Consider the following 24,531-nt stretch of genomic DNA (forward strand, 5'->3'; position numbering starts at 1 on the left):
CACATCATGGCCACTGAGCAGAAGACCACCCCCGCCGTCACCCCCGCCCGCGTCGACCGCGGCACGATCGGCACGACCGGAGCGGCCCCGACGGCCGCGGCCGCGGGTCGGACCGTCATCGCCGATGGCGTGGTCGCGAAGGTCGCCGGCATCGCGGCGCGAGAGGTTCCCGGCGTCTACGCGCTCGGCGGCGGCGGCGCCCGCGCTCTCGGGATGATCCGCGACGCCATCAACGCGACGGACCTCACGCAGGGTGTGAAGGTCGAGGTCGGCGAGACGCAGGCCGCGGCCGATCTGACGATCGTCGTGGAGTACCCGGCCCCCATCCAGGAGGTCGCCGCCGGCGTCCGTGCCGCCGTGGCCGGGGCGATCTCGCGCCTGGTGGGCCTGGAGGTCGTCGAGGTCAACGTCGAGGTCAACGACGTGCACCTTCCCGGTGACGACACGGACGACGACACCGAGGCGCGCGTCGCATGAGCGCCACGGTGAGCGGAGCGCTCGTGGGTGCGGTGCTCGCCGTGTCCGCCCTGCTGTTCGGCTTCTGGGGATTCCTCCTGGTGGCCCTGTTCATGGGCATCGGTGCGCTGGTCGGTCGCGTCGTGTCGGGTTCGCTCGATCTCCGCGCGCTCGCCAACGTGTTCTCCGGCCGCCGGACATCATGAGCTCCGCGACCTGGCCCGCGCTCGACGGCGGGATGACACCCGCCGCCGAGACGGTCCTGTCGGGCCGGACGCTCGTGGCCGAGCGTGCTCTGGCCGCCATGTGCGAACAGGTGGCGGCACGGGCCGTGGGCGTCCCCCGGCGAGCGGTCACGGTCAGGCTCGGCGCGACCGCCGGAGCGCTGGCGGTCCGGGTGGAGGCTCCGCTTCCCGTCCCCGACCTGTCGGATGAGGCGGCGTCCGCCGAGTCCGACACCGTCACCGCGCGCGGACACCGCATCCGCGAACAGATCCGCACCGACATCGCGGCCCTCACCGGCCGCGAGGTGCGCCGCGTCGACCTCACGATCACCGGCGCCCGCATCGAGAAGAGGAGGAGGGTCAGATGAGTGCCACCCCTTCGCCGGACCGCGCGCTCGCGCGCGTGCAACGGCGTGAGACCCACTCGCCGCGGTCGACGGCCATGGTCGTCGCCGTCGTGCTGGTGATCGCGCTGATCGCCTACCTCGGGGTTGAGACCGTGCTGGTCATGGCGGGCGCACCCGCGCTCGTCGCCGCCCCGACCGACCTGCTGCGCGGCCTCTCCGCGGCGTCCGGCGCGGCGATGACCGCGATCGGCGCCGCCGTCGCCCTGGTGGGTGCGGTCTTCGTGGTCATCGCCGTCACCCCGGGCCGACTGGCGAAGCACACCATGGCCACCGTCGACGGCACGATCGTCGTGGTGGACAACGGCGTGATCGCCGCCGCCCTGGCCCAGCATCTGAGCGACGCCCTCGGCATCGACCGACGCCGGCTCACCGTCGGAGTGGGCCACCGCCGCGTCGATGTCACCGTGCAACCCGAGACGGGTCTCGGGATCGATCTCGACGAGGTGCGCGCCGTATCCGAAGCGGAGCTGGACACGTACCAGCTGACTCCGTCGGTCACGCTGAGCGTGCACCGACGCCTCGACAAGAAGGAGGAGCGATGAACACCACCCGTCGCGGTCTCAACCGCACCCTCGTCCTCGTCGTCGGTCTCATCGCCGTCGCCTCGGGAGGCGCCGTCGTGTGGGCGTCCGTCTCCGCCGACGCCCACCGACTGTGGACGCAAGCCCTCACCACCGCCGCCGACGCCGTGGACTCCGCGTACACCTCGACCCTCGTCGGCGGGGGACCGGTGTCGTGGGCTGGCGTCGGCACGGTCGCGGGCGCAGTGATCCTCATCGTGCTCCTGCTCATCCCCGTCGCGCTGTTGGCGCACCGGCGTTCGCGCACCGTGCTGCGCAGCACCGAGACGGATGCGGCGTCCGGCCGCGTCGTCGTCCGGGAGGGGTTCGCCTCCGACGCGGTCACCGCCTCGCTGGCGCAGCGGGCCGACATCCTCTCGACCCGCGTCGTGGCCGATGATGTGCGGGACGCGCCCGTGCTCCACGTGGCCGTGACCCCCCGCTCCCAGGCCTCGCCTCGCGACGTCGCCGACCACGTCGCCGCCGTCGGCGCCCGTCTCGACGCTCTGCTGGACCGCCCCACGCGGACATACATCTCACTTCACGCAGGACTCCGGGCGCGTCTCGCCTCGGACCGGCGCACCCTCACGTGACCGCGCACCGCGCGCGGGTCATCCGAAAGAGAAAGGAGACCCCCATGGGACTCGACGACAAGATCAAGAACGCTGCTGAGGACCTCGTCGGAAAGGCCAAGGAAGCCGCCGGAAAGGTCACGGGCAACGAGAAGCTCGAGGCCGAGGGCAAGGCCGAGCAGGCCAAGTCCGACCTCAAGCAGGCCGGAGAGAACGTCAAGGACGCGCTCAAGTAAGCCGGAACGGACGTGCCCCGCGGCCCTCGGTCGCGGGGCACGTCGCTGCGGGGATACCGCTCGCGGGCTCCGGCTGCGACGATCGACGGGTGCCCGCTACCGCTTCCCCCGCCCGCTCGCGGATCGTCATCGCTCCCGACAGCTTCAAGGGATCGATCGACGCGACGAGCGCGGCACGCGTCCTGGCCGAGGGATGGCGCAGCGTCCGCTCCGACGACGAGCTGCTGCTGCGGCCGATGGCCGATGGCGGCGAAGGCACGCTGGATGCGTTCGCCGCCGCGATCCCGGGCTCTCGACGCGTTCCCATCACCGTGACCGGTCCGACGGGACGCCGGGTCGACTCCCACTGGCTGATGCTGCCGGGCGACCACCCCCGCACCGCGGTGGTCGAGCTGGCGTGCACCTCCGGGATCGAGCTCGTGGGTGCCGCGGAGGCGGTCGACCCGCTGGCGACGCACACGCTCGGATTCGGCGAAGCCATCCGCGCCGCCCTCGCGGCCGGTGCCACTCGCCTGCTGCTCGGAATCGGTGGCAGCGTGTCCAGCGACGGCGGTGCTGGGGTGCTGACCGCGCTGGGTGCGGTCGTCCGTGATGGTCAGGGCCGCCAGGTCCCCTCCGGAGCCGCCGGACTCGCGCGCGCCGCATCCTTCGATGCCGACGACCTCATCGCTCCGCCTGTCAACGGGATCCTCGTGCTCTCCGACGTCCGAGCCCCGCTCCTGGGCCCCCACGGCGCCGCACGGGTGTTCGGGCCGCAGAAGGGAGCCGACCCCGACCAGGTCGAAGAGATCGAGGCCGCGCTGACGCGGTGGGCCCGCCTCGTCGGCGTCGCCTCGGATATCCCGGGAGCGGGAGCTGCCGGCGGATGCGGCTTCGGCCTCCTGGTCTGGGGCGCCCAGCTCGCTTCCGGCGCGGATGCGGTCGCCGAGACCATCGGGCTCGACGTCGCGCTCGCAGGTGCGGACCGCGTGATCACGGGCGAAGGGTCGTACGACTCCCAGTCGCTGCTGGGCAAGGCGCCCGGCGTCGTCCGCGCGTATGCAGAGATTCGGGGCGTGCCCGTGAGCGTCGTCGCCGGCCGCTTCGGTGTGGCCGCAGGAGCGGATGACCTGTCACTGGTCGAGCTGGCGGGATCCGCCTCGGCGGCCCTGGCGGATCCGCGACGATGGCTGCGCGAAGCGGGCGCCCGCCTCGCGCGCACGCATACCGGGCGCGATAGCGTGTAGAGACGGTACCGACGAGGCGAGGAGCGCACGATGAGTCTTCGCGCGCGACTGCGTCGGCGGGTCGAACAGGATCTGCGCAGCGCACGGGTGCTCATCGACGGCGACGCCGAGGCTCTCATCACCGGCATCCGGCGCGTCATCGGCCCCGACCAGCTCGTCCTGCCCGGCGTCGGCGATCGGCCGGCCGATCTCGGCGTCGTGATCATCGACCGCAAGGCGCACGGTTCCACCCTGCACCGTGCGCAGGAGTTCTTCTCGCGGATCGACGCGCAGCTCGTCGACGACGCGCCGCGGATCTGTCTCATCGTGGGCGGCGCGACCTCAGTGGCCCCGCGCACACTCGCGCGTCTGCTGAGCGCCGAAGTCGTCCACCAGATCGTGGTGAGCACCGCGCCCTCACTGGCCACAACGCGAGACCGCGCCGACCGCCGCCGCCTGCGCGCGCTGGGATGGCTCGGAATCGACATCCTGCGACTCGGTCGCGTCTGAACGGCGCCGCTCGAACCGCAAGGAATGCGCAAGAAATGCGCAAGATCCGCAATCCTGCCGCAAGATTCGGGCCGTTCCGTCCGAATTCCCCCGCGCACCGTCCGCAGCTGGAACCGCTCTCGTACCGTAGCTCCAGCAGCATTCCGCTGCTCTCGGTGAGCGCCCCGTCACCCGAAGACGCGGGCGCTCACCGCTCCTTCGGCAGGGGACGGCATGGCGAAGACTCCTGCGCTTCCGAGCGCACGAAAGCGGCAGTGGGGATCCGAACGGAGCCGCGAACCGCTGCCCACGCTTCACCCGCGACCCTCGGCCCCGAAGATCGTCTGGGCGCGCGTCGCCATCGCGATCACGGTCGCCGGCTGGGCCGCCTACATGCTCACCACCGCACTCCGCCAGATCTTCGCCTACGACGGCGAGCACATCTGGCCCACGATCGAGGCCTGCATCTACGCGCTCGTGATCACCGCATTGAGCTTCTCCGCGCTGATGTTCCTCGTGCAACGCGAGGCTGCGCTCAGACGATTCCGCGATCACGAGCGGGTGCCGCGCGCGGAGCTCGACCGCCACTTCGACGACGAGCACGGCGAGGGGATGACCGTCCTCATCCCCTCCTACGCCGAGGAGCCCGCGGTCATCCGCAAGACCATGTGGTCTGCGGCGCTGCAGGAGTATCCGTCCCTGCGGGTGGTGCTACTGCTGGATGACCCTCCGTTCCCGACGGATCCGCACACCCTCGCGCGCCTGGAGGCGACCCGCCAGATCGCCCTCGGAATCGCCGAGGATCTGGCCGAGCCCGCGTATCGCTTCACAGAGGCTTTGTTCGACTTCGAGCAGCGTGCCGCGACCGGCGGCGTCGGCGAGGCGGAGATCCGGTCCCTCCGCGACGAGTACCGCTACGCGGTCGCCTGGTTGAACGACATGGCGGACTCCGAACCGCACGAGGACCACGTCGACACCTTCTTCATCGACCAGGTCGTGCGCGGGCTGGCCGACGACCTGGACCTCACCGCGTCCGCGTTGGAGTCCGCAGCAGAATCGGGAACGGAGCTCTCGCACCAGCGGCTGCACGAACTGCACCGGCGCCTGGTGTGGATCTTCTCCGTGGATGTGGGCACGTTCGAGCGCAAGCGCTACGCGTCGCTGTCCAGCGAAGCGAACAAGGCGATGAACCTCAACGCGTACATCGGCCTGATGGGCGGTCGCTACCGCTTCGTGGAGGGCCCCGGCCGCAAGACCGTGCTGCGACTGGTCGCGGGCGCCGGACAGGAGGCGGATCTCGTCATCCCCAACTCGGACTACCTGCTCACCCTCGATGCCGACTCGCTCCTGCTGCGCGATTACTGCCTGCGCCTGGTCTACTTCCTCGAGCAGCCCGGCAACGAACGCGTCGCGGTCACCCAGACGCCGTACTCCTCGTTCCGCGGCGCCCCGACGCGCATCGAACGTCTGGCGGGCGCGACGACGGACATCCAGCACATCCTCCATCAAGGCATGTCGGGCTACGACGCGACCTTCTGGGTCGGGGCCAACGCCGTGATCCGTATGGAGGCGATGGACGACATCATGCAGATCGACGATGTCGACGGCTTCGAGGTGCGCCGCTACGTGCAGGATCGCACCGTGATCGAGGACACCGAGTCCTCGGTGGACCTCGCCGATCACAACTGGACGCTCGTGAACTACCCCGAGCGACTCAGCTACTCGGCCACGCCGCCGGATTTCGGCTCCCTCGTGGTGCAACGGCGGCGCTGGGCGAACGGCGGCCTGCTCATCCTGCCGAAGTTCCTGCGCCAGGTGCGCGCCCGCAGACGCACATCGCGCCCCGTGCGCCTGGGCGAGTGGATGATCCGCGTGAACTACATGGCCTCGCTCGCATGGGCCAGCTTCGCCCTGCTCTTCCTGCTCACGTTCCCCTTCGACAGCGACCTGCTGAGCCCGCTCGTCCTGGTGGCGGCCGCGCCGTACTTCCTGTGCCAGGCGAGCGACCTCAAGTACTCGGGCTATCGCTACCTCGACATCCTGCGCATCTACGGCTTCAACCTCATCCTGCTGCCGGTGAATCTCGCCGGCGTGCTGAAATCCGTCGAGCAGGGCCTGACCGGCCGCAAGATCCCGTTCGCCCGCACCCCGAAGGTGCGTGAGCGCACGGCGACGACGCTCCTCTATGTCATCGCCCCCTGGGCGATCGTCGCGTTCTCGATCTTCACCGCGTGGTGGAGCTTCAACGCCCAGAACTGGGGAACGTTCTTCTTCGGCGCGCTCAACACGGTCTGCGCCCTGTGGGCGTGTGTCGAGAACATCGGCATCCGCAACTCGATCGTCGATGTGTGGATGGGACTGACCAATTGGATGTGGGTCACCGTGCCCACCGAGACCGTGGGGCGCGCCGCCCCCGGCGAGCCCGGCTTCGACTGGCAGGACGCGCTGTTCCACGGCTACCCCGCCGCCGGCGATCCCGTGCGTCGCGCGGTCCGTCCCACCCCGTCCGCCGCGGTCGAGACGGCACCCTCGCGCGCTCTCGAGGCGAGAAGCGCGACGGGCCGGCGCGCATGAACCCACGCGTCGCCTACACCGCACCGCCCGCTCCCGGCCCGTACGACGGCAAACGCCTGTCACCGTGGCGGGTCGCGCTCGGGGTCATCATCCTCGTCGCCATCGTCGCCGGTTCGCTCTTCGGCTACCGCCTCCTCGTGGTGGACCAGGTGCGCGCGGTCACGGGCGCTGCATGGTTCGCGCCGTACGTCGACGTCACGACGACACCGTTCTTCGCTTTCGAGAAGCCCGAGAACGATGCCGATCGGAACGTCGTGCTCTCGTTCGTGGTGGCCGCCGAGGCGGACTCGTGCACGCCGTCCTGGGGCGGCTACTACGACCTCGACGAGGCGGCGCGCGATGTGGATCTCGATCGGCGCATCACGCGGCTGCGCGAGAGCGGCGGCGATGTCGTCCTGTCCTTCGGCGGGGCAGCGGGCACCGAGCTCGCCAACGCCTGCTCCGACGAAGAGGGACTCCGGCAGGCGTATCGGAGCGTCATCGACCGCTACGACGTGTCGACGATCGATCTCGACATCGAGGGTGCGAACCTCGAAGACCCGGTGTCGGGTCTTCGCCGGGCGGTCGCGATCGCCGATCTCCAGGACGAGCGGCGGGCGGCGGGCGACGACCTCGCCGTCTGGCTCACCCTGCCGGTCGCGCCCGACGGGCTGACCGCGGCCGCGCGCACCGCCGTCGCTCAGATGCTGGAGTCGGGCGTGGATCTGACCGGTGTCAACGTCATGACGATGGACTACGGCGTCGACCGCGGCACGCAGACCATGGCCGAGACCGCCATCGACGCGCTCCGCGCGACGCATGCGCAGCTCGGCGCGCTCTACGAGGATGCCGGGACGACGCTGACCGCACCCACCCTCTGGGGCAAGCTGGCCGCCACGCCCATGATCGGTCAGAACGACGTCGCCGGCGAGGTCTTCACCCTCGACGATGCGACCGCGCTGAACGCCTTCGCGCAGCAGCAGCGGATGTCGCGACTGTCGATGTGGTCGCTGAACCGTGACCGGACGTGCGGCACCAACTACGCCGACACCTCGGTCGTCTCCAACGATTGCAGCGGCGTCGACCAACAGGACACGACATTCGCCGAGACACTGCAGCCCGGATTCGAGGCGACACCCGACGCGTCAGCGGGGCGCCGCACCACGCCGGAGCCTGTTCCCACGGTGACCGACGACCCCGCCGCCAGCCCGTACCCGATCTGGACCGAGACCAACACGTACCTCTCTGGCGCCAAGGTCGTCTGGCGGCAGAACGTCTACGAGGCGAAGTGGTGGACGCGCGGCGACGATCCGGACAACCCGTTGGCGGACGCGGACTCGTGGCCGTGGCGGCTCATCGGCCCCGTGCTGCCGGGCGAGACGCCCTACCCGCAGCCCACACTGCCGGCGGGCACATACCCGGACTGGGATCCGGCCGCGACATACACCGAGGGTCAACGGGTGATGTTCCAGCAGGTCCCTTACGAAGCCAAGTACTGGACGCGTGGCGACAGCCCCGCTGCCCAGGCCACGGACGCGGACGGCTCGCCGTGGCAACCGCTGACGATCGCGCAGCTCGAGCAGATCATCCAGAGCGGCCCCTGAGGCGGAGCCGCGTCAACCCCCGCGAAGGTGGGCTCACCGCGGCGTAGCGTGCCGGCATCCGCTGGATCCGACCGAGAGGAGACCACGATGTCGAACAACACCTTCCCGCCCCCGGTGCCGCTTCCCGGGGACGGCGAGGCGGATGGGGCGCCGACGCGAGAGGTGGACGGCAAGGAGGTGCTGGACCAGGATCTCGACGACGACAAGGTCGACAGCGCCGACGCCGACCGCGTCGCCTCCCAGGAGGGCGACGCGAGCTGAGCCGGAGCTCGGGGTGCCCGCCGCGGACGGCGCGGGGAGCCTGGGCTCCGCCGCCGCCATCAGTCCGCGTGTTCCGGCGGCCACACCACGGAGAACCGCTCGAAGACGATCTCCTCGTCCTCCGACCAGACGGCGCCGCGCGCGGCGCTGACCCGCTCCCAGTAACGCCGATGCTCGCGCCGCCAGCTCTCGAGCGAGCCGTCGTCCTCTCCCTCGTCTCGGGCGAAGGATGCATCGGCGCTCCCGAAGGGGCCGAGGCGAAGCTCGGTGCTGCGGATCACGATGCGCGGTGCGCCCGTGCTGTCGCAGGCGATCCAGTGGGAACCGATACGCGGCACGGCATCGCCACGCGCCACGAAGTCCGCGACGAGCTCGGCGGTCGCGCGCTTACGTCCGGACAGGACGATGTCGAGGAGCTCGTCGGCCAGGCGCGCCGAATCACCGAAGTGCTCGACGGTGTAGTCGGGTGAAGCACTCACCGCCTCGGGGTGGGCGGCGCGATACTCCCCCCACATCCGTTCGGCAGCGGCGATGTCGCGAGTGAGGGCGACGGAGGAAAGCGACGGCTCGGACATCGGTCGATTCTCTCACCCTCCACGCAAAAGCAGGTGCCCGGGACGGCGAACGCCGTCCCGGGCACCTGCTGCTCATCCGTTAGAGCTCGGAGCGACGCGCCCGCGCCCGCAGCCGGAGCATCGCCAGGATGCCGAGGCCGAGCATCGCGGCGCCGAACAGCGACGCGGACATCATCGGCGTCGTGTCCTGCCCCGTCGCGGCCAGCGCACCCGCGGCCGCACGTACGGTGACGGGCAGCTCAGCGAGGATGCGGTCGCCATCGCGCAGTTGGATGTGGTGCTCCCCCGGCGTGATGTCCGCGGGGATCGTCACCGTCGCACGGAGCGCGCCGTCGGTCACATCGACCGTGGCGAGCGCGCGATACGTGCTCGCGATGCCGATCTCCACCTTCGCGACATCGAGTCCCTGCGCCGTCACCGTCACCGACTCACCCGCACGCACATCCGTACGCGACAGAACCGCGGTCACATCGGAGTCGCCGGGCTCACCGGGCTCACCCGGGTTGCCGGGCTCACCCGGGTTGCCGGGCTCACCGGGCTCACCAGGCTCACCGGGCTCACCGGGCTCACCGGGCTCACCCGGGTTACCGGGCTCGGTTCCCTCTTCAGCCGTGAAGGTCCAGTTGTCGACCTCCATGAGCTTCGAGTCCGTGCCGCCCTCGGGCTCCGCGAAGACGAAGAACACATCGTGCTCCCCGGTCGCGCCGGTGACGTCAGCCTTCACGGTGGTCCACTCGCCCACGGTTCCCTCGACGGCGATCTCGCCGACGACGGGGCCGTCGACCTCGTCGAGCCGGACCTGGATCGACGCGCCCTCCACGAGCGGCTTGACCCGGGCCGAGACCGAGGCGGCCCCGTCACCGAAGTCGACCCCCGAGATTCCGGCGAAGTCGCCGTCGTCGATGGAGCTCAGCGCCATGTTGCCGCTGCCGTTGTGCTCAGGGAACTCGACCGACGCCGCATCCGTCGCGACCGTCTTCAGCCCGAGCTGCCATGCCAGCGTCTCTGCCTCGAAGGTGCGGTACGGGTCGAACGCCTCGACCTGCTCGACGCCTGCGCGGGTTCCCTGGACGGGCTTGATGGTGCCGTCCGCGTTGAACTCGAGCTTGTCGATGTGCACCGAGCGGTAGCCCTGGGTCGATCCCGGGGTTCCGAGCGCCGCAGCCCACGCCGCGCCCCGCGTCTGAGCGTGGTACGTGAAGTACGTCTCGCCCTTGAACGTGAACATGTCGGAGTGGTTGTTGCCGCCGTTACCCGCGCCGAAGAAGTTCGACTGGTTCTGGAAGGCGACACCCGCGTACTTGGACGCCGGCAGGTTCATCGGGTCGTCGGTCATCATGTAGGCGATCGCTCCGGTGGGCGGGTAGACCCCCTCCTGCGGACGCACCTGGAAGTTCGACGAGTACGAGTAGTAGTACGTGTCGCCGCGCTTGAACATGCTCGAGGCCTCGAACATGCCGGGGCCGTCGATCTCCACGGGGTCGCCGTCGAGCGTCACCATGTCGTCCTTCAGCTTTACGACGCGCGTCGACTTCGGGTTCTGCGGACCCTGGACGTTGCTGCCCGAGCCGATCTGCGAGTTGCCGCCGAAGTACAGGTACGCCTGTCCGTCGTCGTCGATGAAGACCTCGGGGTCGAACAGCCACATCCCCGCGGGGAATCCACCACCGGCGATGTACTCGGGCGAGACGGTGTCGGGGATGATCTTCTTGCCGACCGGGTCGGTCCAGGGCCCGAGGGGCGATCCACCCACGACGACGGCCGTGCCGGTACCGCTGTCGCAGAAGTACAGGTAGACCTTGCCGTCCTTCTCGATCGCCGCCGGAGCCCAGGAGTTGCGTGCCCACGGAGCTGCGCCGCCCTCACGCGCGATCGGAACCGCGCCGTGGTCGACCCAGTTGACCATGTCGGAGGTCGACATGACGTTCAGACGCGTGATGGCACCGTAGCCGTTCGACTGCGTCGGCAGGCCGTTGGCGTCCTTGGTGTTCGCCTCGTACTGCTGCGTGTCATCCGTCGAGTAGATGTAGAGGCGGCCGTTGTAGATCAGGTGGTGCGGGTCGGCGCCGAACTTGTGGCCGACGAGCGGGTTGTGGTCGCCGATGGGCTTGGTCTGCACCTCTTCCAGGCTGCCGTAGGTCGGGGCCGCCGGGGCGTCCGCGACCTTGATCAGCGACATGTCGTCGACCTGGAAGTCCTGCAGTGCACTCGATCCCCACGGTGTCTCGACGAAGAACCAGTCCGCGGACGCGTGGTTGGCGCCGGCCGTGAACTCCTTGGAGAAGGTGCCCCACTCGCCGCGCGTGTAGGTCTGACCGTTGTCGACGCAGCCGTTGAAGTTGCTCGGGCAGAACGTGAAGTTGAACTGCTGGGTCGGCTCACCCTCGGTGTACTTCAGCTTGCCCCCGAGACGGTAGGTTGCGCCGGCCTCGAGCTTGCCCGTCACCGAGGCGAAGGGCCCCGACTGGGTGTTGGTGCGACCGGTGACCTTGAGGGAGTGCGCCCCGCTGGCGGCGTCATCGCTCAGCGCGAGCGTGCCGGAGCGAACCGCGGTCCATCCCGTGAACCCGTCCACGAACCGGCCATCGGGAAGCAGGTTGCCGGCGACGGCCGGCGGCTCGGTCACAACGGGAGTGCCGGGGTCGGTGCCGCCCGCCGTGGTCAGGGAGACATCGTCGATGACGAAGCTCTGCACGTTCGTGTTCCACGGCGTCTCGACGAACATGATGTCGTAGGTGGAGATAGCCGGGGTGAAGGTCTTCTCGAGGACCTTCCACTGACCCGCCGTGACCGTGGCGCTGGTCACGACATCGCACTGACTACGCGAACTCGTGCACAGCACGATGTTGAAGTTCTGCGTGGCCGCGCCCGCGTCGAACTTCACCGCGAGCGACAGGTGGTAGCTCTTCGCCGGATCCAGGAGACCCGTGACGGTGGCCGTCGGTCCCGACTGGAACGTGGTGCGGCCGCTGATGGCGAGCGACTTGCTCCCCGACTTGGCATCGTTGCTCTCGGCGAGCGTTCCGCCCAGGGGCGCGGTCCAGCCGCTGATCCCGGTCTCGAACGTGCCGTTCGCGATCAGCGGGGTGGATGCGGCATGGGCCGCGGGGATCGCGACCGCCGAGGACAGCGCGAGCGCGCCGATTCCCAGCAGCGCGCCGACTGTCCGTGGCCCGCGTGCGCGTGCACGGCGTGGGGTGCGTAGGGGTGGTCTCACGTCTTGTCTCCTTTGAGTTCGAGTGCCACCAGCGCCTCATCTGCGAAAGCGCCGCTCCCGTCGATCGGTCGCCGGCCTCACCGGCCACGAACCCGGTTCCGACGCAATGAGCCACCTTGCTCACCGCACCCTGTCGCGCACGGGAGGCCGCGGGACGCCGTCACCTTCGCATGCAGGCTTGTCGCCGCTGCGAGGGGCCGACTCACCCTGCGTCGTCGGCGTCTGGTCGTCGGCGAAAACGCGAGGATGGGGAACCGTTCGTGATGTTACCGGTACCATTAGCGCTAACACAATGGCCTCGCATAACAAACTCTCAGTTTCGAACGATTTTCGACGGCCTGCCCCTCCGGCAGGGCAGCCTAAAAGCGCCTGCGCTCGCAAGCCGCGGCGCACCGCCGGGGCGCCGCAACCGCCGCTGCGCTGATCCTCTTCAGCGACGGAGCGCGGTCGTCGGGTCGGCCAGGATCGGCGCGAAGGCGAGTTCGGCGGGCCCGATGAGCATGAGTCGTGAGCGCAGCCGGGAACGTTCGAGGCGCACGACGCGTCCCTCCGCTCCCAGGGGGTGCAGGCGTACGGCCGCCGACAGTCGCTCCCTGCTGACGGACAGAAGCGAGCCCAGGTAACCCGAGAGCACCACGAGCTCAGGGCTGAAGGCGTTGACGAAGTTGGTCAGCGCGATCGAGAGCACATCGACCTGCCGCGCGACCTCCGCCATGACCTTCGGGTCGCGTGCGACCCCCAGCTCGACATCCAGTTCGTCCTCGTCGAGTCGCCGGCGCCCCAGCAACGGCTCGATCAGGCTGAGATCCACCTCCGCCTCCAGGCATCCCCGCCGGCCGCAGACGCACCTGATGCCGCCGGGGTTGACGACCGTGTGACCCAGCTCGCCCGCATAGCCCGACGTACCGCGCAGCAGGGTGCCGTCCATGATGACGCCGCCACCGATGCCGCGCAGCGAGCCGCCGAGGTAGAGGAGGTTGCGCGCCCCGCGCGCGACGCCGAAGCGGGTCTCCACCAGGGCGCCGATGCTCGCGTCGTTGCCGGCCGTGACGTGCATGCCGAGCTTGTCGGACATCCGCGCGGCGATGGGTTCGTTCCGCCACTGCAGCGTCGGCGCCACCAGCACCGATCCGCGGGCGTCGACAAGGCCCGGCACGGCGAGCCCCACACCGACCACGCGATAGTGCCGATCGATGTCGGCCCGCATCACGTTGATGAGATCGACGGCGAGCTGCACGAAACGACGCGGGCTGACCGGCCGAGCGGTGTCGTGATGCAGGCGAGCGTGCACCGTGCCGCCGAGCCCGATGAGCGCGACCGTGACGCCGTCCGCATCCACGCCCACGCTGATGGCCGAGACCGCGTCGTCGACCTGCAGCTCCGAGATGGGACGGCCCGCCTTGCCCGTCGAGGGCACCGCCGGCAGCTCCCGCACCAGAGCCGCATCCATCAGCTCCGCGACGAGGCCGGTGATCGTGGAGCGGTTGAGCCCCGTCTGGGCACTGAGCTGCGCGCGTGAGAGAGTCCCGTTCAGCCGGAGCTCCGACAGCACCGCCACGAGGTTCTGCCGGCGGACCGCGTCATTCGTGGTTCCACCCCCCGCGGAGCCCGCGGGGGTGGAAGATCAGGCCCCGTCGCGACGGTCACCGCAGTCACCCGGCAATTCTGACACGGCGTCCGGCGGTCGCCCGGCGCGGGGCGGGGCGCTCACGCGCCGCCGCTGCGCCGCTTGTTGAAGATGTCGAAGGCGACCGCCAGCAGCAGCACGATGCCCTTGATCGCCATCTGCCACGCCGCATCCACGCTCAGGATCGACAGGCCCATGTTGAGCACACCCATCACGAGACCACCGATCACGGCGCCGACGACCGTGCCGATACCGCCCTGGACCGCCGCCCCGCCGATGAAGACGGCGGCGATCGCATCCAGCTCGTAGTTCTGACCCGCAGAGGCGACCGCGCTGCCGGCACGGGCCGTGCTCACCACGGCCGCGAGGCCCGCGAGCACACCCATGTTGACGAAGATGAAGAAGTTGACCCATCTCGTCTTCACACCGCTCATGACGGCGGCGAACAGGTTGCCGCCCATCGCGTAGATGTGCCGGCCGAACACCGTGCGATTGAGCACGAACGTGTAGGCGAGCACGAGCACCGCGAGGATGATGAGCACGATCGGCGTTCCGTTGTAGGTGGCGAGCGTCCACGCCGTCGCCATGATCGCCACGACCGCGACCGCGTTCTTCAGCCAGAACGACCAAGCGACCTCCCGAGGCAACTCCATGCGACGCAGCGTGGCGCGCGTGCGCAGCTGCTGAGCCACGAGCGCGACCGAGGCCAGCAGACCCAGCACGAGGGTGAGCGCGTCGCGGTCCGCGACGTAGCCGAAGACGGGCGGAAGCCACCCAGCGCCGATCGCCGTGAAGCCGTCGGGGAGTCCGCTGATCGTGCCGCCGGTGAGCAGCACGAGGGTGAGACCACGGAACAGGAGCATGCCGGCCAGGGTCACGATGAAGGCCGGTATCCCCACGAACGCCACCCAGAATCCCTGCCAGGCGCCGACGACCGCGCCGACGACGAGGGAGAGGATGACCGCCGCCCACCACGGCAACCCCCAGTTGTTCATGGAGATCGCCGCGATCGCGCCCACCATGGCCACGACCGAGCCGACCGACAGATCGATGTGACCGGCGATGATGACCATCACCATGCCGATCGCGAGGATCAGCACGTACGCGTTCTGCTGGATGAGGTTGTTGACGTTTCCGGGCATCAGAAGGCGGCCGCCGGTCATCACTTGGAACAGGACGATGATGATGACCAGGGCGGCCAGGATGCCGTACTGCCGGAAGTTGATCCGGGCGAGCAGACCCCGCCTCTTCTTCGGCGGGGTGTCCACCGTCTGCGTCGACGCAGTAGCCATGTCAGTTCCTTCCGGCGGTCATGTGCCGCATGAGCGTTTCCTGGGTCGCATCGGCACGATCGACCTCTGCCGTGATGCGCCCTTCGGAGATGGTGTAGATGCGGTCGGAGAGCCCGATGACCTCGGGAAGCTCCGAGGAGATGACGATGACCGCCTTCCCCTGCGCCGCGAGTTCGTTGATGATGCCGTAGATCTCGTACTTGGCCCCCACGTCGATTCCGCGGGTGGGCTCGTCGAGGATGAGCACGTCGGGTCCCGTGAACATCCACTTCGAGAGCACGACCTTCTGCTGGTTGCCCCCGGACAACCGGCCCGTGATCGCGGCGACGCTGGGCGCCTTGATGTTCATCTTGTAGCGATAGGAATCGGCGACCTTGTACTCGCGGTACCGGTCCACCACCCCGAGCCGCGCCAGTCGCGCGAGCGCGGATGCGGAGACGTTGACCTGGATGTCGCCGATGAGGTTGAGACCGTACTTCTTCCGATCCTCGGTGGCGTAGGCGATGCCGTGGCGGATCGCCGCATCCACCGTGCGCACGTCGATCCGCTCGCCGTTCTTGTACACCTCGCCGGAGATTCCGGTGCCGTACATCCTCCCGAAGACGCTCATCGCGAGCTCGGTGCGCCCCGCGCCCATGAGACCGGCGAAGCCGACGATCTCACCCGCCCGCACCATGAAGGACGCGTCATCGATCACGACACGCTCGGTATCGACCGGGTGGTGCACGGTCCAGTGCTCGACCCGGAACAGCTCCTCGCCGATGTCGGGCTCGCGTGGCGGGAACAGGCTGTTGAGATCGCGGCCGACCATGGCGCGGATGATGCGCCCCTCGTCCGTCTCCGGGTCGTCCCTGCGCATCGTCTCGATCGTGCGGCCGTCGCGGATGATGGTGATGCGATCAGCGATGCGCAGCACCTCCTTCAGCTTGTGGCTGATGATGATGCAGGTGATTCCCTGAGCGCGCAGCTGGTCGATGAGATCGAGCAGGTGGGCGGAGTCGTCGTCGTTGAGCGCCGCGGTGGGCTCGTCGAGGATGAGCAGCTTCACCTCTTTGGCCAGCGCCTTCGCGATCTCGACCAGCTGCTGCTTGCCGACGCCGAGCTCGAAGATCTTCGTCGCGGGGTTCTCCTTGAGACCCACGCGCGCGAGCAGGGCCGCCGCTTCCCGGTTGGTGGCGTTCCAGTCGATGACGCCCCGGCGCGACTTCTCGTTGCCGAGGAAGATGTTCTCGGCGATCGAGAGGTACGGACTCAGCGCGAGCTCCTGGTGGATGATCACGATGCCGGCCGCTTCGCTGTCGTTGATCGAGCGGAACGCGACCTGCTGTCCGGAGAGGGTGATCGTGCCTTGGAAGCTGCCCGCCGGGTAGACGCCGCTGAGCACCTTCATGAGCGTGGACTTGCCCGCGCCGTTCTCGCCGCAGATCGCGTGCACCTCGCCGGGGTAGACGTCGATGGAGACGTCCGAGAGCGCCGGCACGCCGTTGAAGGACTTGGAGATCCCCGCCATGCGCAGGATCGGTTCGGTCATGGTGTGTCCCTTCGCCGCCCGCGGGCGACGCTCGAGCGGCGGGGCGGGTGACACCCGCCCCGCCGCGTGGATGGATCAGAGACCGACGTCGGAGGCCTTGAGGAAGCCGGAGTCGATGAGCTTCGACTGCACGTCGTCCTTCGTGACCACCTCGGGGGTCAGCAGGAACGACGGCACGACCTTCTTGCCGTTGTCGTAGGTCTTGGTGTCGTTGACCTCGACCTCCTTGCCCTGCGTGATCTCCTGGATCATCGTGAACACGCGGTCACCCAGCGCACGCGTGTCCTTCCAGACGGTCATGGACTGGAGACCGTCGAGGATGGCCTTGACGTTCGCCTTGTCCGCATCCTGACCGGTGATGATCGGGTAGTCCGCACCGGCGGTGTATCCCGCGGACTTCAGCGACGCCTCGATGCCGATCGCGAGGCTGTCGTTGGGCGAGAGCACCACGTTGACCTTCTTGCCGTCGCCGTAGAACGACGAGAGGCGGTTGTCCATCTCGGCCTGAGCCTTGTCGGACGCCCAGCCCTGGATACCGATCGACGCCCACGCGTCGTCGTTCGCGGGAGCCTTGCCGCTGGGAACGACCAGCTGCCCCTTGTCGACGTACGGCTTCAGGACATCCCACGCACCGGCGAAGAAGAACTTCGCGTTGTTGTCGTCAGGGCTGCCGGCGAAGGGCTCGAGGTTGAACGGCCCTTTGCCGTCCTTGAGACCCAACTGCGTCTCGATGTACTGGCCCTGGAGGGTGCCGACCTTGTAGTTGTCGAACGTGGCGTAGTAGTCGACGTTCTCGCTGCCGTTGATGAGGCGGTCGTAGGCGATGACGGTGGCGTCCTGTGCCTTCGCCTCCTCCAGCACGGGGCCGAGAGTGGAGCCGTCGATGGCGGCGATCACGAGGATCTTCGCGCCGCCGGCGAGCTGGTTCTGGATCTGGCTGATCTGCTGATCGGTCTTGTTGTCCGCGTACTGCAGGTCGACGGTGCAGCCGGCGTCCTTCAGCTTGGCCTGCAGCTGCTCACCGTCGTTGATCCAGCGTTCGAGACTGCGGGTGGGCATCGCGATGCCGACATTGCAGTCGGTCGAGGCGGCGGCACCGGACGGGTCGTCGCCGCCCCGCGTCGACGAACACGCGGCGAGGCTGATGGCGAGGGCGCCGACCGCCACGGCCGCAAGGAGCTTCTTCTTCATGTGATGTGCGTTTCCTCTCTGAATCGCAAGGCCGATAGCGGCGCGCCCGCACTATCGCTGCGGCGGGCTCGGGGCTTCGTCGTCCCGGCTGATGACCGTCGGAATTATGACGGCTCCGTAAAATTAACCACCTCGGCGAATTTTGTCTAGAGGCACAACATAATTGCGTGGGAGCGATCCCTCCCGGCGGGGAGCGAAGGAGCGCGCGAGCGAGCATCCATTCAGCGAACGAGCATTCGATGGGGTGCTCGCTCGACGAACGGATGCTCGCTCGGCGAGGAGCGCGTCGCAGCTACTGGTTATTGGTTGTGGAAGGCGTCGTCGAAGGAGGCGGTGGGGGTGGGCCAGAGCAGGCTGCGGACGTAGTCGACGGCTTGGGCTGCGCCGTGGAGGCGGTCCATGCCCGCGTCTTCCCATTCGATCGAGATCGGGCCCGTGTAGCCGATGGCCTCCAGGGCGCGGAACGAGTCCTCCCAGGGCACGTCGCCGTGACCGGTGGAAACGAAGTCCCACCCCCGGCGAGGATCCCCCCACGGCAGGTGCGAACCCAGGACCCCGGCCCGGCCGTTGCGAGGCCGCATCCTGGTGTCCTTGCAGTCCACGTGATAGATCCGGTCCTGGAAGTCCCAGATGAATGCGACCGGGTCGATGTTCTGCCACATCATGTGCGACGGGTCCCAGTTGAAACCGAACGCGCCGCGATGATCGATCGCCTCCAACGCCCGCACGGAACTCCAGTAGTCGTACGCGATCTCCCCCGGATGCACCTCGTGCGCGAACCGCACACCCTCACCGTCGAACACGTCCAGGATCGGATTCCACCGCGCCGCGAAATCCTCGAACCCGGCCTCGATGACGGATGCGGGAACCGGCGGGAACATCGCCACATACGACCAGATCGACGACCCCGTGAACCCCACCACCGTGTCCACACCGAGCTTTCGCGCCACCCGCGCCGCCCGCTTCATATCCTCCGCCGCCCGCCGACGCACACCCTCCGCCTCCCCATCGCCCCACACGTACTCGCGCAGGATCGCCTCATGGCGGAAATCGATCGGCGCATCACACACCGCCTGGCCGGCCAGATGATTCGAGATCGCGAACACCTGGAGTCCGTGCCTGTCCAGGATCTCCCGGCGCGATGCGATGTAGGCGTCATCCTCATCCGCACGACGCAGATCCAGATGGTCGCCGGATGCGGCGATCTCCAACCCGTCGTACCCCCAGGATGCGGCGAGGCGCGCGACCTCCTCGAACGGGAGATCCGCCCACTGACCGGTGAACAACGTGACGGGATGCGTGCTCATGGACTCTCTCCTCCAAGGTCCGGCTTCTGTCGGCATCCTGTCACAAGTCGGACATCCAACCGGCTAATCCCGGAGAAGGTGAGGCAGAACACGTGTGATTTACTACCCCTATGACGGACGCGGGCAGGGCCCTGGGGAGCGCTCCCGCCGGCGCCGGCGACATCTTCCAGCTTCTGCTCGACGGGCACGCGCGCACGAAAGCGGACCTGGTCCACCTCACGGGCCTCGCCCGCTCGACCGTGTCGTCGCGCGTTGACGCCCTGCTCGCTTCGGGGCTGGTCTCCCCGGCCGGCGAAGCAGCATCGACGGGCGGGCGGCCGCCGTCGCGCGTCGCGTTCAACCCGCGCGCGGGGCTCGTGCTCGCCGTCGATCTCGGCGCTTCCCACGCCACGATCGCCGTCTCCGATCTGAGCGGGCGGATCCTCGCGTCGGTCACGCATCCGATGGACATCGCCAGCGGACCCGTCGCGGTCCTCGACCACGTCGCCGAGCAAGGAGCCGCACTGTTGCAGGATGCGACTCTGCCCGCCGTTCCCCTGGCGGGCGTCGGGATCGGAGTGCCGGGCCCTGTCGAGCACTCGAGCGGCCGCCCGTACAACCCGCCGATCATGCCGGGCTGGGATCGCTTCGACATCCCCTCCTACATCCGACGCACGTTCGATGTCCCCGTCTTCGTCGACAACGACGTCAACCTCCTGGCGCTCGGCGAGCAGGCGGCGAGCTTCCCCGAGACGACGGACCTGATCTTCGTGAAGGTCGCCACGGGCATCGGCGCCGGAATCATCGCGGGCGGACGCCTGCAGCGCGGCGCCCAGGGGTCCGCGGGTGACATGGGTCACGTGCGCGTGCCTCACGCGAGCGCGTCACGCGGCCGCCGCTCCGAGGAGCTCGACCTCGAAGACCTCGCCAGCGGAAGCGCGATCGCCGCGACGTTGCGCGCCCAGGGAGTCGAGGCCGAGACGAGTCAGGACGTGATCGAGCTCGTCCGCGCCGGCAACGCGGCCGCCATCGATGCGCTGCGCCAGGCCGGACGCGACGTCGGCGAGGTGCTGTCGACGGTCGTGAACCTGCTCAACCCCTCCGTCATCGTGCTCGGCGGGAGCATCGCCCGCGCCGGGGAGCATCTGCTCGCCGGCGTGCGCGAGGTGGTCTACCGACGCTCCATCCCGCTCGCCACCCAGCATCTCGCGATCGTGCAATCTCCCACCGCCGAGCGTGCTGCGGTGCTCGGCGCGGCCATGCTCGTCGCGCGCGAGGTGCTCTCCGCCGAGAACGTCAACATCCGGGTATCGCAGGCCGCGGACTGACGGCGTTGTGTAAGCCCTGAGGGCCGGGCACGTCCAGCCCTTCCTTCGGCGGGCGCCCAGCCACCAAGGTGGAGACCGTGGACATCACGGATGAAGTCGGCACCTGGGTCGCGCAGCAGCGGTGGTACGCCGGCAAGAGCCATGAACCGCACTTTCGCGTGCTGGATGCGCAACCCGCGCCGGCCGCCACCCGCTACCTGCTGATGGACGACGCCGGCACGCTCCCCGCGCTGTACCACGTGCCCGTCGGAGTCGTCTCACACGCGGACGAGGGTGACGACGTGATCGGCCGGGCGGTCGACGGGCTCCTCGTGGATGCGGCGCGGCAGAGCGCCTTCGCGATCGGCACTCTCGAAGCCATGGGCGTCGATGTGAGCCGTGTGACGGGGTCGCGCGTGCTGGCCGTCGAGCAGTCGAACACGTCGATCGTCTTCGAGGAGGACGGCGAGCCGTCCATCATCATGAAGCTCTTCCGCACACTTCACCACGGGGAGAACCCCGACGTCACCGTGCAGCGGGTGCTGAGCGCCGCCGGGTCACCGTACGTCCCCCGGTTCTACGGGAGCCTGGATGCCGAGTGGCCGGATGTCGGGCGCGGATCCGGTGTGGCTCGGGGCACACTCGCTTTCGCGCAGGAGTTCCTCCGGGGCGTCCGTGATGGTTGGTCCGTGGCGCTCGAGGCGGCGCGGGAGGGGCGCGACTTCACCGAGGCGGCGCACGATCTCGGGATCGCCGTGGCCGGGGTCCACGGTGCCCTCGGCGAGACTCTCGGCGCATCCGCTCCCGACCCGGATGCGGTCGCCGCCGTCGGCGTCGCCTGGCGGCGGCGACTTCGGATCGCCGCTGCGGAGGTTCCGGCGGTCGCCGACCGTCTCCCCGCGATCGAGGCGGTCTACCGCTCCGCTCTCGGACGGACATGGCCCCTGCTGCAGCGCATCCACGGTGACCTGCATCTCGGCCAGGTGCTCGCCGTTCCGCACGGCGGCTGGCGCCTCGTCGACTTCGAGGGGGAACCGCTGCGTCCGATGACCGAGCGGGCGATCCCCGATCTCCCACCCCGCGACGTGGCGGGCATGCTGCGCTCCTTCGACTACGCGGGAGCCGTCGGCGAAGCTCTCGACGCCGCGGCGTGGTCCGCCGCCTGCCGCGGCGCGTTCCTCGATGCGTATGCGAACGCGCCGGGCGCAGTTGCGCTCGATCCCGTCCTGCTGCGCGCCCTCGTGCTCGACAAGGCCGTCTACGAGTCGATCTACGAGGCGCGGAACCGTCCCGATTGGCTTCCGGTGCCCCTGTCAGGAATCGACGCGGCGCTGGCCGGCTGACCCCTCAGTCGACCTCCGGCTCGGGCTCGGGCGCCCGCAGCATCAGGAACCGCGCGCCATAGGCGGGCAGCGACACCGCAAAGCTCTGCAGGTCGTCGACACGTCCTGCTTCCTCGCCCGTCGCGGCGTCCGTCACGTCGCTCTGCGGCAGGAGGTGCTCCGAGCGCACCGTTCCGACGATCGGCTCGCCGGAGAAGTTCAGCACGGTCACCTGCATCGGCGCATCGGCGGCCGCATCCCCGTTGTCGAGTCGATGCACGAGAACGAGCATCGCCGCGTGCGCAACCTCCGGCACGTCCACCTGGGTCGCCGTCGCGATGCCCGACTCCCGTCGCAGATCGAGGATGCCGGCGAGGCGGCTCGCGAACGAGTCGCCGTCGTCGAGCTGCGCGGGCAGAGGTCCGTAGAGAGCGCGACCGCGCGGCATTCCCGCCGCGGACCGCGTGGCGACCGGATCGGCATCGAGCAGATCATGCGCTCCCCGCTCGATCCAGCGCGTATCACCCGCCGAGATGAGATCGGCGACCTCGTCGGCGGGGACGGTCAGCATCCCGACCAGATCCCAGCCGGAGAGGGCGAAGACACCGGGCTGCCAGGCGTTGTACGCGCAGAGGAGCAGGTGGGCGTCGCGGATGACCGGCACGTGCTCGTCGCGGACATCGTCGAGACGCTTGATGCCCTGCGTCGCCGCGATCAGCGACGCCGTGGTGCAGGCGATTCCGTTCTGCGTGAAGACGCGGTTGTAGTCCGCAGTGCCCGTGAGGTGCTCGGTGAGCTCGGCGCGAACGAGCTCGGCCAGGTCGCCGCCTGAGACCTCATGTCCGCGGAATCGGTAGAGATCGTCCGCGTGACGGGTCGCCCAGTGGACCAGCTCGTAGGTGAGCTCGTCGTGGTTCTGGAGCCCGTGGACGAGCTGCACCGGCGCGACGCCCAGCTCCAGAGACGAGGTCAGTGCGAGCCGCAGGAACTCGGTCTGCCCCGTGGCGAGCGCGTGGTGGTAGCCGGGGCGCCCGATGAAGTCGTACGAGAGGTCAGCGCCGACGGCTCCCGTGTCGCGGATGTCCTCGATCGTCAGGTTGAGCTCCTGGAAGGTGAAGCCGCCCACCTTTCGCACCATGCCCGCGATGATGTGGTTCGCCGCGTGCGAGAGCGGGTGCCCCTCGGACCATGCCGGCAACCCCTCTGCGCTCTTCTCCACGCCGAGGAACCCGTTGGCGTCCAGACGCAGCGCACTCGTACCGAGTTCCCCGAGCGAGTGCAGGGCATCGCCGATCACGAGCCGCATCCCCGCGAACGTCGGATCCAGCCAGTTGATCGAGGGCTGCCCCTGCTTGAAGTAGTGCAGGTACACCCAGCGCCGGGTCGCGCCGTCGGGGCCGATGACGGGCGCGGTGGCGCTCCAGTTGGTCTCCTTCACCCCCGGCGTGTAGAAGATCACGCGCTGCAGGGCCCCGATGATGTAGCCGCGCTCCGCCAGCTCGTGCTCGGTGGCCGGGTCGAGGTTCACGCTGTCGACGCCGTCGGGTACATCCGGCAGCAGCGACCAGTCCTCTCGCGGGATCTCGACCATGTGATAGATGCCCGGGTAGTCCTTGAAGCCCATCTCCGCCAGGCGGAAGTCGGCGCCCTTGCCGGTGTGACCGGGCACGATGTCGTCGATGACGCTGCCGCCGTACGCATCGGCGACGTCGCAGAGCGCGCGGAACTCGTCCTCGGTTCCGAAGGCGGCGTCGATCGCGGTGCTGATGCGGTCGAAGTGGCCGTCGACGCTGGGCGTCTCCCCCCATCCCGCAATCCCTCCGGCACGCTTGACCGGGCCGGTGTGGATCGCCGTGATCCCGATGCGCTCGAAGACCGCCCACAGCTCCTCGTCTCCGAGAGCAGCGAGGAAGGACTGTCCCGGGCGGGTGATGAGCGAGATCGGATACGCCGTGAACCACACGTCGCTCGTGGCGATCGCCCGACGCGCATCCGGACGGGCGTACGGGTTGCGCCACATCGCGGGCTGGCCGGAGAGCTGGCGCGCGAGGACGTCCGCGTCCTTGAGCATCGATTGCCGCACGAGCCACTCGACGTAGGACGGATTCGTGCCGTTGGCGGTGCGCGGATCGGTGCGGATGCGGCGGACGCTGCCACCCCGGAACTGGTCGCGCGGGCGGAGCCGGCGCGGACGCGCGGGATAGCGCTGTTCGTCGTAGCTGATCTCGGCTGCCTCGAGCTCGCCCTCGCCGACCTCCGCGGCCATCCTGGGCAGGTCGATGGGGCCGGTGTAGAGGTCTTCGGGTCGGTGGTCGTCGCGCGCCATTCCTCCACGGTAGAGATTCCGCCCGTTCGCCACGAGCACTGGCGCGCATCCCGCGGAACAACTATGGATGCGCGCCCGAATGGCGCCGACGCGTCCATCGCCTGCGGAAGCCGCTCGGTCCCGGCGATCACGGCCGGCACCGCCCCCACGACGAAACGCCTGAGGGTAGCGCGTCGGCGCCGACCAGCGGGGGCTCTCCTCTCGCCCAGCAAGCAAGGGTGTTAGCACCCCGGCGTCGTTCCTCCCATAACCGAGCGCGGTCGCCCGAGTTGCGTCGCCTATGCGCAACC

At 69.1% G+C, this 24,531-nt stretch carries 21 protein-coding genes; 13 read left to right on the plus strand and 8 right to left on the minus strand.

Features of this window, described 5'->3' with window-relative positions; all coding sequences use genetic code 11:
* The first annotated feature begins 6 nt into the window (after positions 1 to 6).
* The 11 genes from EHF32_RS10640 (at position 7) to EHF32_RS15920 (ending at position 8,567) form a co-directional block, all read left to right on the plus strand.
* Positions 7 to 477, plus strand: a complete 471-nt coding sequence (locus EHF32_RS10640; protein ID WP_137418152.1) for an Asp23/Gls24 family envelope stress response protein — start codon at positions 7 to 9, stop codon at positions 475 to 477.
* A complete protein-coding gene (locus EHF32_RS10645; protein ID WP_137418153.1) occupies positions 474 to 662 on the plus strand; it encodes a DUF2273 domain-containing protein in 189 nt (62 codons plus the stop codon). The genes EHF32_RS10640 and EHF32_RS10645 overlap by 4 nt, the downstream gene beginning before the upstream one ends.
* Positions 659 to 1,048: a hypothetical protein gene (locus EHF32_RS10650; RefSeq protein WP_137418154.1), complete on the plus strand. Its 390-nt coding sequence runs from the start codon at positions 659 to 661 to the stop codon at positions 1,046 to 1,048. Before EHF32_RS10645 ends, EHF32_RS10650 begins: the two co-directional genes overlap by 4 nt.
* The gene (locus tag EHF32_RS10655) at positions 1,045 to 1,629 is read left to right on the plus strand and encodes a DNA/RNA endonuclease G (protein ID WP_137418155.1); all 585 of its coding nucleotides are present in this window, start codon (positions 1,045 to 1,047) and stop codon (positions 1,627 to 1,629) included. Before EHF32_RS10650 ends, EHF32_RS10655 begins: the two co-directional genes overlap by 4 nt.
* Positions 1,626 to 2,240, plus strand: coding sequence for a hypothetical protein (locus tag EHF32_RS10660; RefSeq protein WP_137418156.1), 615 nt, complete (start codon positions 1,626 to 1,628; stop codon positions 2,238 to 2,240). The genes EHF32_RS10655 and EHF32_RS10660 overlap by 4 nt, the downstream gene beginning before the upstream one ends.
* A 44-nt stretch (positions 2,241 to 2,284) precedes the next feature.
* Positions 2,285 to 2,455, plus strand: a complete 171-nt coding sequence (locus EHF32_RS10665) for a CsbD family protein (RefSeq protein WP_137418157.1) — start codon at positions 2,285 to 2,287, stop codon at positions 2,453 to 2,455.
* Positions 2,456 to 2,544: 89 nt separating this feature from the next.
* Positions 2,545 to 3,681, plus strand: coding sequence for a glycerate kinase (locus EHF32_RS10670; RefSeq protein WP_202876811.1), 1,137 nt, complete (start codon positions 2,545 to 2,547; stop codon positions 3,679 to 3,681).
* 30 nt (positions 3,682 to 3,711) lie between these two features.
* The gene (locus EHF32_RS10675) at positions 3,712 to 4,170 is read left to right on the plus strand and encodes a hypothetical protein (RefSeq protein ID WP_137418158.1); all 459 of its coding nucleotides are present in this window, start codon (positions 3,712 to 3,714) and stop codon (positions 4,168 to 4,170) included.
* Positions 4,171 to 4,383: 213 nt separating this feature from the next.
* Positions 4,384 to 6,723, plus strand: coding sequence for a glycosyltransferase family 2 protein (locus EHF32_RS10680; RefSeq protein ID WP_137418159.1), 2,340 nt, complete (start codon positions 4,384 to 4,386; stop codon positions 6,721 to 6,723).
* Positions 6,720 to 8,306: a chitinase gene (locus EHF32_RS10685; RefSeq protein ID WP_137418160.1), complete on the plus strand. Its 1,587-nt coding sequence runs from the start codon at positions 6,720 to 6,722 to the stop codon at positions 8,304 to 8,306. The genes EHF32_RS10680 and EHF32_RS10685 overlap by 4 nt, the downstream gene beginning before the upstream one ends.
* Before the next feature lie 87 nt (positions 8,307 to 8,393).
* Positions 8,394 to 8,567: a hypothetical protein gene (locus EHF32_RS15920; RefSeq protein WP_192900638.1), complete on the plus strand. Its 174-nt coding sequence runs from the start codon at positions 8,394 to 8,396 to the stop codon at positions 8,565 to 8,567.
* Between the two features lie 59 nt (positions 8,568 to 8,626).
* On the opposite strand, the gene EHF32_RS10690 is transcribed toward EHF32_RS15920, so the two are convergent.
* The 7 genes from EHF32_RS10690 to EHF32_RS10720 form a co-directional block, all read right to left on the minus strand.
* Positions 8,627 to 9,142 carry an ASCH domain-containing protein gene (locus tag EHF32_RS10690; protein WP_137418161.1) on the minus strand — a complete coding sequence of 172 codons (516 nt, stop codon included), beginning with the start codon at positions 9,140 to 9,142 and terminating at the stop codon, positions 8,627 to 8,629.
* 79 nt (positions 9,143 to 9,221) lie between these two features.
* Complete coding sequence (locus EHF32_RS10695; RefSeq protein WP_137418162.1) at positions 9,222 to 12,359, minus strand: carbohydrate binding domain-containing protein; 3,138 nt, start codon at positions 12,357 to 12,359, stop codon at positions 9,222 to 9,224.
* A gap of 430 nt (positions 12,360 to 12,789) precedes the next feature.
* On the minus strand, positions 12,790 to 13,911 hold the full coding sequence (locus tag EHF32_RS10700; protein ID WP_161594093.1) for an ROK family protein: 1,122 nt from the start codon (positions 13,909 to 13,911) through the stop codon (positions 12,790 to 12,792).
* Positions 13,912 to 14,066: 155 nt separating this feature from the next.
* Complete coding sequence (gene mmsB, locus EHF32_RS10705) at positions 14,067 to 15,278, minus strand: multiple monosaccharide ABC transporter permease (protein ID WP_137418164.1); 1,212 nt, start codon at positions 15,276 to 15,278, stop codon at positions 14,067 to 14,069.
* A 1-nt stretch (position 15,279) separates the two neighbouring features.
* Complete coding sequence (gene mmsA / locus EHF32_RS10710) at positions 15,280 to 16,809, minus strand: multiple monosaccharide ABC transporter ATP-binding protein (protein ID WP_137418165.1); 1,530 nt, start codon at positions 16,807 to 16,809, stop codon at positions 15,280 to 15,282.
* Between the two features lie 75 nt (positions 16,810 to 16,884).
* Positions 16,885 to 18,000, minus strand: coding sequence for a multiple monosaccharide ABC transporter substrate-binding protein (chvE, locus tag EHF32_RS10715; protein ID WP_137418166.1), 1,116 nt, complete (start codon positions 17,998 to 18,000; stop codon positions 16,885 to 16,887).
* Between the two features lie 299 nt (positions 18,001 to 18,299).
* Positions 18,300 to 19,307 (minus strand): sugar phosphate isomerase/epimerase family protein, encoded by a 1,008-nt coding sequence (locus tag EHF32_RS10720; protein ID WP_137418167.1) that lies wholly within the window; start codon positions 19,305 to 19,307, stop codon positions 18,300 to 18,302.
* A 110-nt stretch (positions 19,308 to 19,417) separates the two neighbouring features.
* On the opposite strand from EHF32_RS10720, the gene EHF32_RS10725 reads away from it, so the two are divergent.
* A complete protein-coding gene (locus EHF32_RS10725; protein ID WP_137418168.1) occupies positions 19,418 to 20,614 on the plus strand; it encodes an ROK family transcriptional regulator in 1,197 nt (398 codons plus the stop codon).
* Positions 20,615 to 20,691: 77 nt separating this feature from the next.
* Positions 20,692 to 21,936: a maltokinase N-terminal cap-like domain-containing protein gene (locus EHF32_RS10730; RefSeq protein WP_137418169.1), complete on the plus strand. Its 1,245-nt coding sequence runs from the start codon at positions 20,692 to 20,694 to the stop codon at positions 21,934 to 21,936.
* 4 nt (positions 21,937 to 21,940) lie between these two features.
* On the opposite strand, the gene treS is transcribed toward EHF32_RS10730, so the two are convergent.
* On the minus strand, positions 21,941 to 24,241 hold the full coding sequence (gene treS / locus EHF32_RS10735) for a maltose alpha-D-glucosyltransferase (protein ID WP_137418170.1): 2,301 nt from the start codon (positions 24,239 to 24,241) through the stop codon (positions 21,941 to 21,943).
* Between the last annotated feature and the right edge of the window lie 290 nt (positions 24,242 to 24,531).

Source organism: Microbacterium sp. RG1, from assembly GCF_005347485.1.
Taxonomy (GTDB): domain Bacteria; phylum Actinomycetota; class Actinomycetes; order Actinomycetales; family Microbacteriaceae; genus Microbacterium; species Microbacterium binotii_A.

Bases quoted from the DNA above. Each gene is read 5' to 3' on its own strand.
- EHF32_RS10665 (WP_137418157.1), top strand. From the start codon at position 2,285: ATGGGACTCGACGACAAGATCAAGAACGCTGCTGAGGACCTCGTCGGA.
- EHF32_RS10660 (WP_137418156.1), top strand. From the start codon at position 1,626: ATGAACACCACCCGTCGCGGTCTCAACCGCACCCTCGTCCTCGTCGTC.
- mmsA (WP_137418165.1), bottom strand. From the start codon at position 16,809: ATGACCGAACCGATCCTGCGCATGGCGGGGATCTCCAAGTCCTTCAAC.
- EHF32_RS10720 (WP_137418167.1), bottom strand. From the start codon at position 19,307: ATGAGCACGCATCCCGTCACGTTGTTCACCGGTCAGTGGGCGGATCTC.
- chvE (WP_137418166.1), bottom strand. From the start codon at position 18,000: ATGAAGAAGAAGCTCCTTGCGGCCGTGGCGGTCGGCGCCCTCGCCATC.
- EHF32_RS10690 (WP_137418161.1), bottom strand. From the start codon at position 9,142: ATGTCCGAGCCGTCGCTTTCCTCCGTCGCCCTCACTCGCGACATCGCC.
- EHF32_RS15920 (WP_192900638.1), top strand. From the start codon at position 8,394: ATGTCGAACAACACCTTCCCGCCCCCGGTGCCGCTTCCCGGGGACGGC.
- treS (WP_137418170.1), bottom strand. From the start codon at position 24,241: ATGGCGCGCGACGACCACCGACCCGAAGACCTCTACACCGGCCCCATC.
- EHF32_RS10650 (WP_137418154.1), top strand. From the start codon at position 659: ATGAGCTCCGCGACCTGGCCCGCGCTCGACGGCGGGATGACACCCGCC.
- EHF32_RS10645 (WP_137418153.1), top strand. From the start codon at position 474: ATGAGCGCCACGGTGAGCGGAGCGCTCGTGGGTGCGGTGCTCGCCGTG.
- EHF32_RS10640 (WP_137418152.1), top strand. From the start codon at position 7: ATGGCCACTGAGCAGAAGACCACCCCCGCCGTCACCCCCGCCCGCGTC.
- mmsB (WP_137418164.1), bottom strand. From the start codon at position 15,278: ATGGCTACTGCGTCGACGCAGACGGTGGACACCCCGCCGAAGAAGAGG.
- EHF32_RS10725 (WP_137418168.1), top strand. From the start codon at position 19,418: ATGACGGACGCGGGCAGGGCCCTGGGGAGCGCTCCCGCCGGCGCCGGC.
- EHF32_RS10675 (WP_137418158.1), top strand. From the start codon at position 3,712: ATGAGTCTTCGCGCGCGACTGCGTCGGCGGGTCGAACAGGATCTGCGC.
- EHF32_RS10680 (WP_137418159.1), top strand. From the start codon at position 4,384: ATGGCGAAGACTCCTGCGCTTCCGAGCGCACGAAAGCGGCAGTGGGGA.
- EHF32_RS10685 (WP_137418160.1), top strand. From the start codon at position 6,720: ATGAACCCACGCGTCGCCTACACCGCACCGCCCGCTCCCGGCCCGTAC.
- EHF32_RS10655 (WP_137418155.1), top strand. From the start codon at position 1,045: ATGAGTGCCACCCCTTCGCCGGACCGCGCGCTCGCGCGCGTGCAACGG.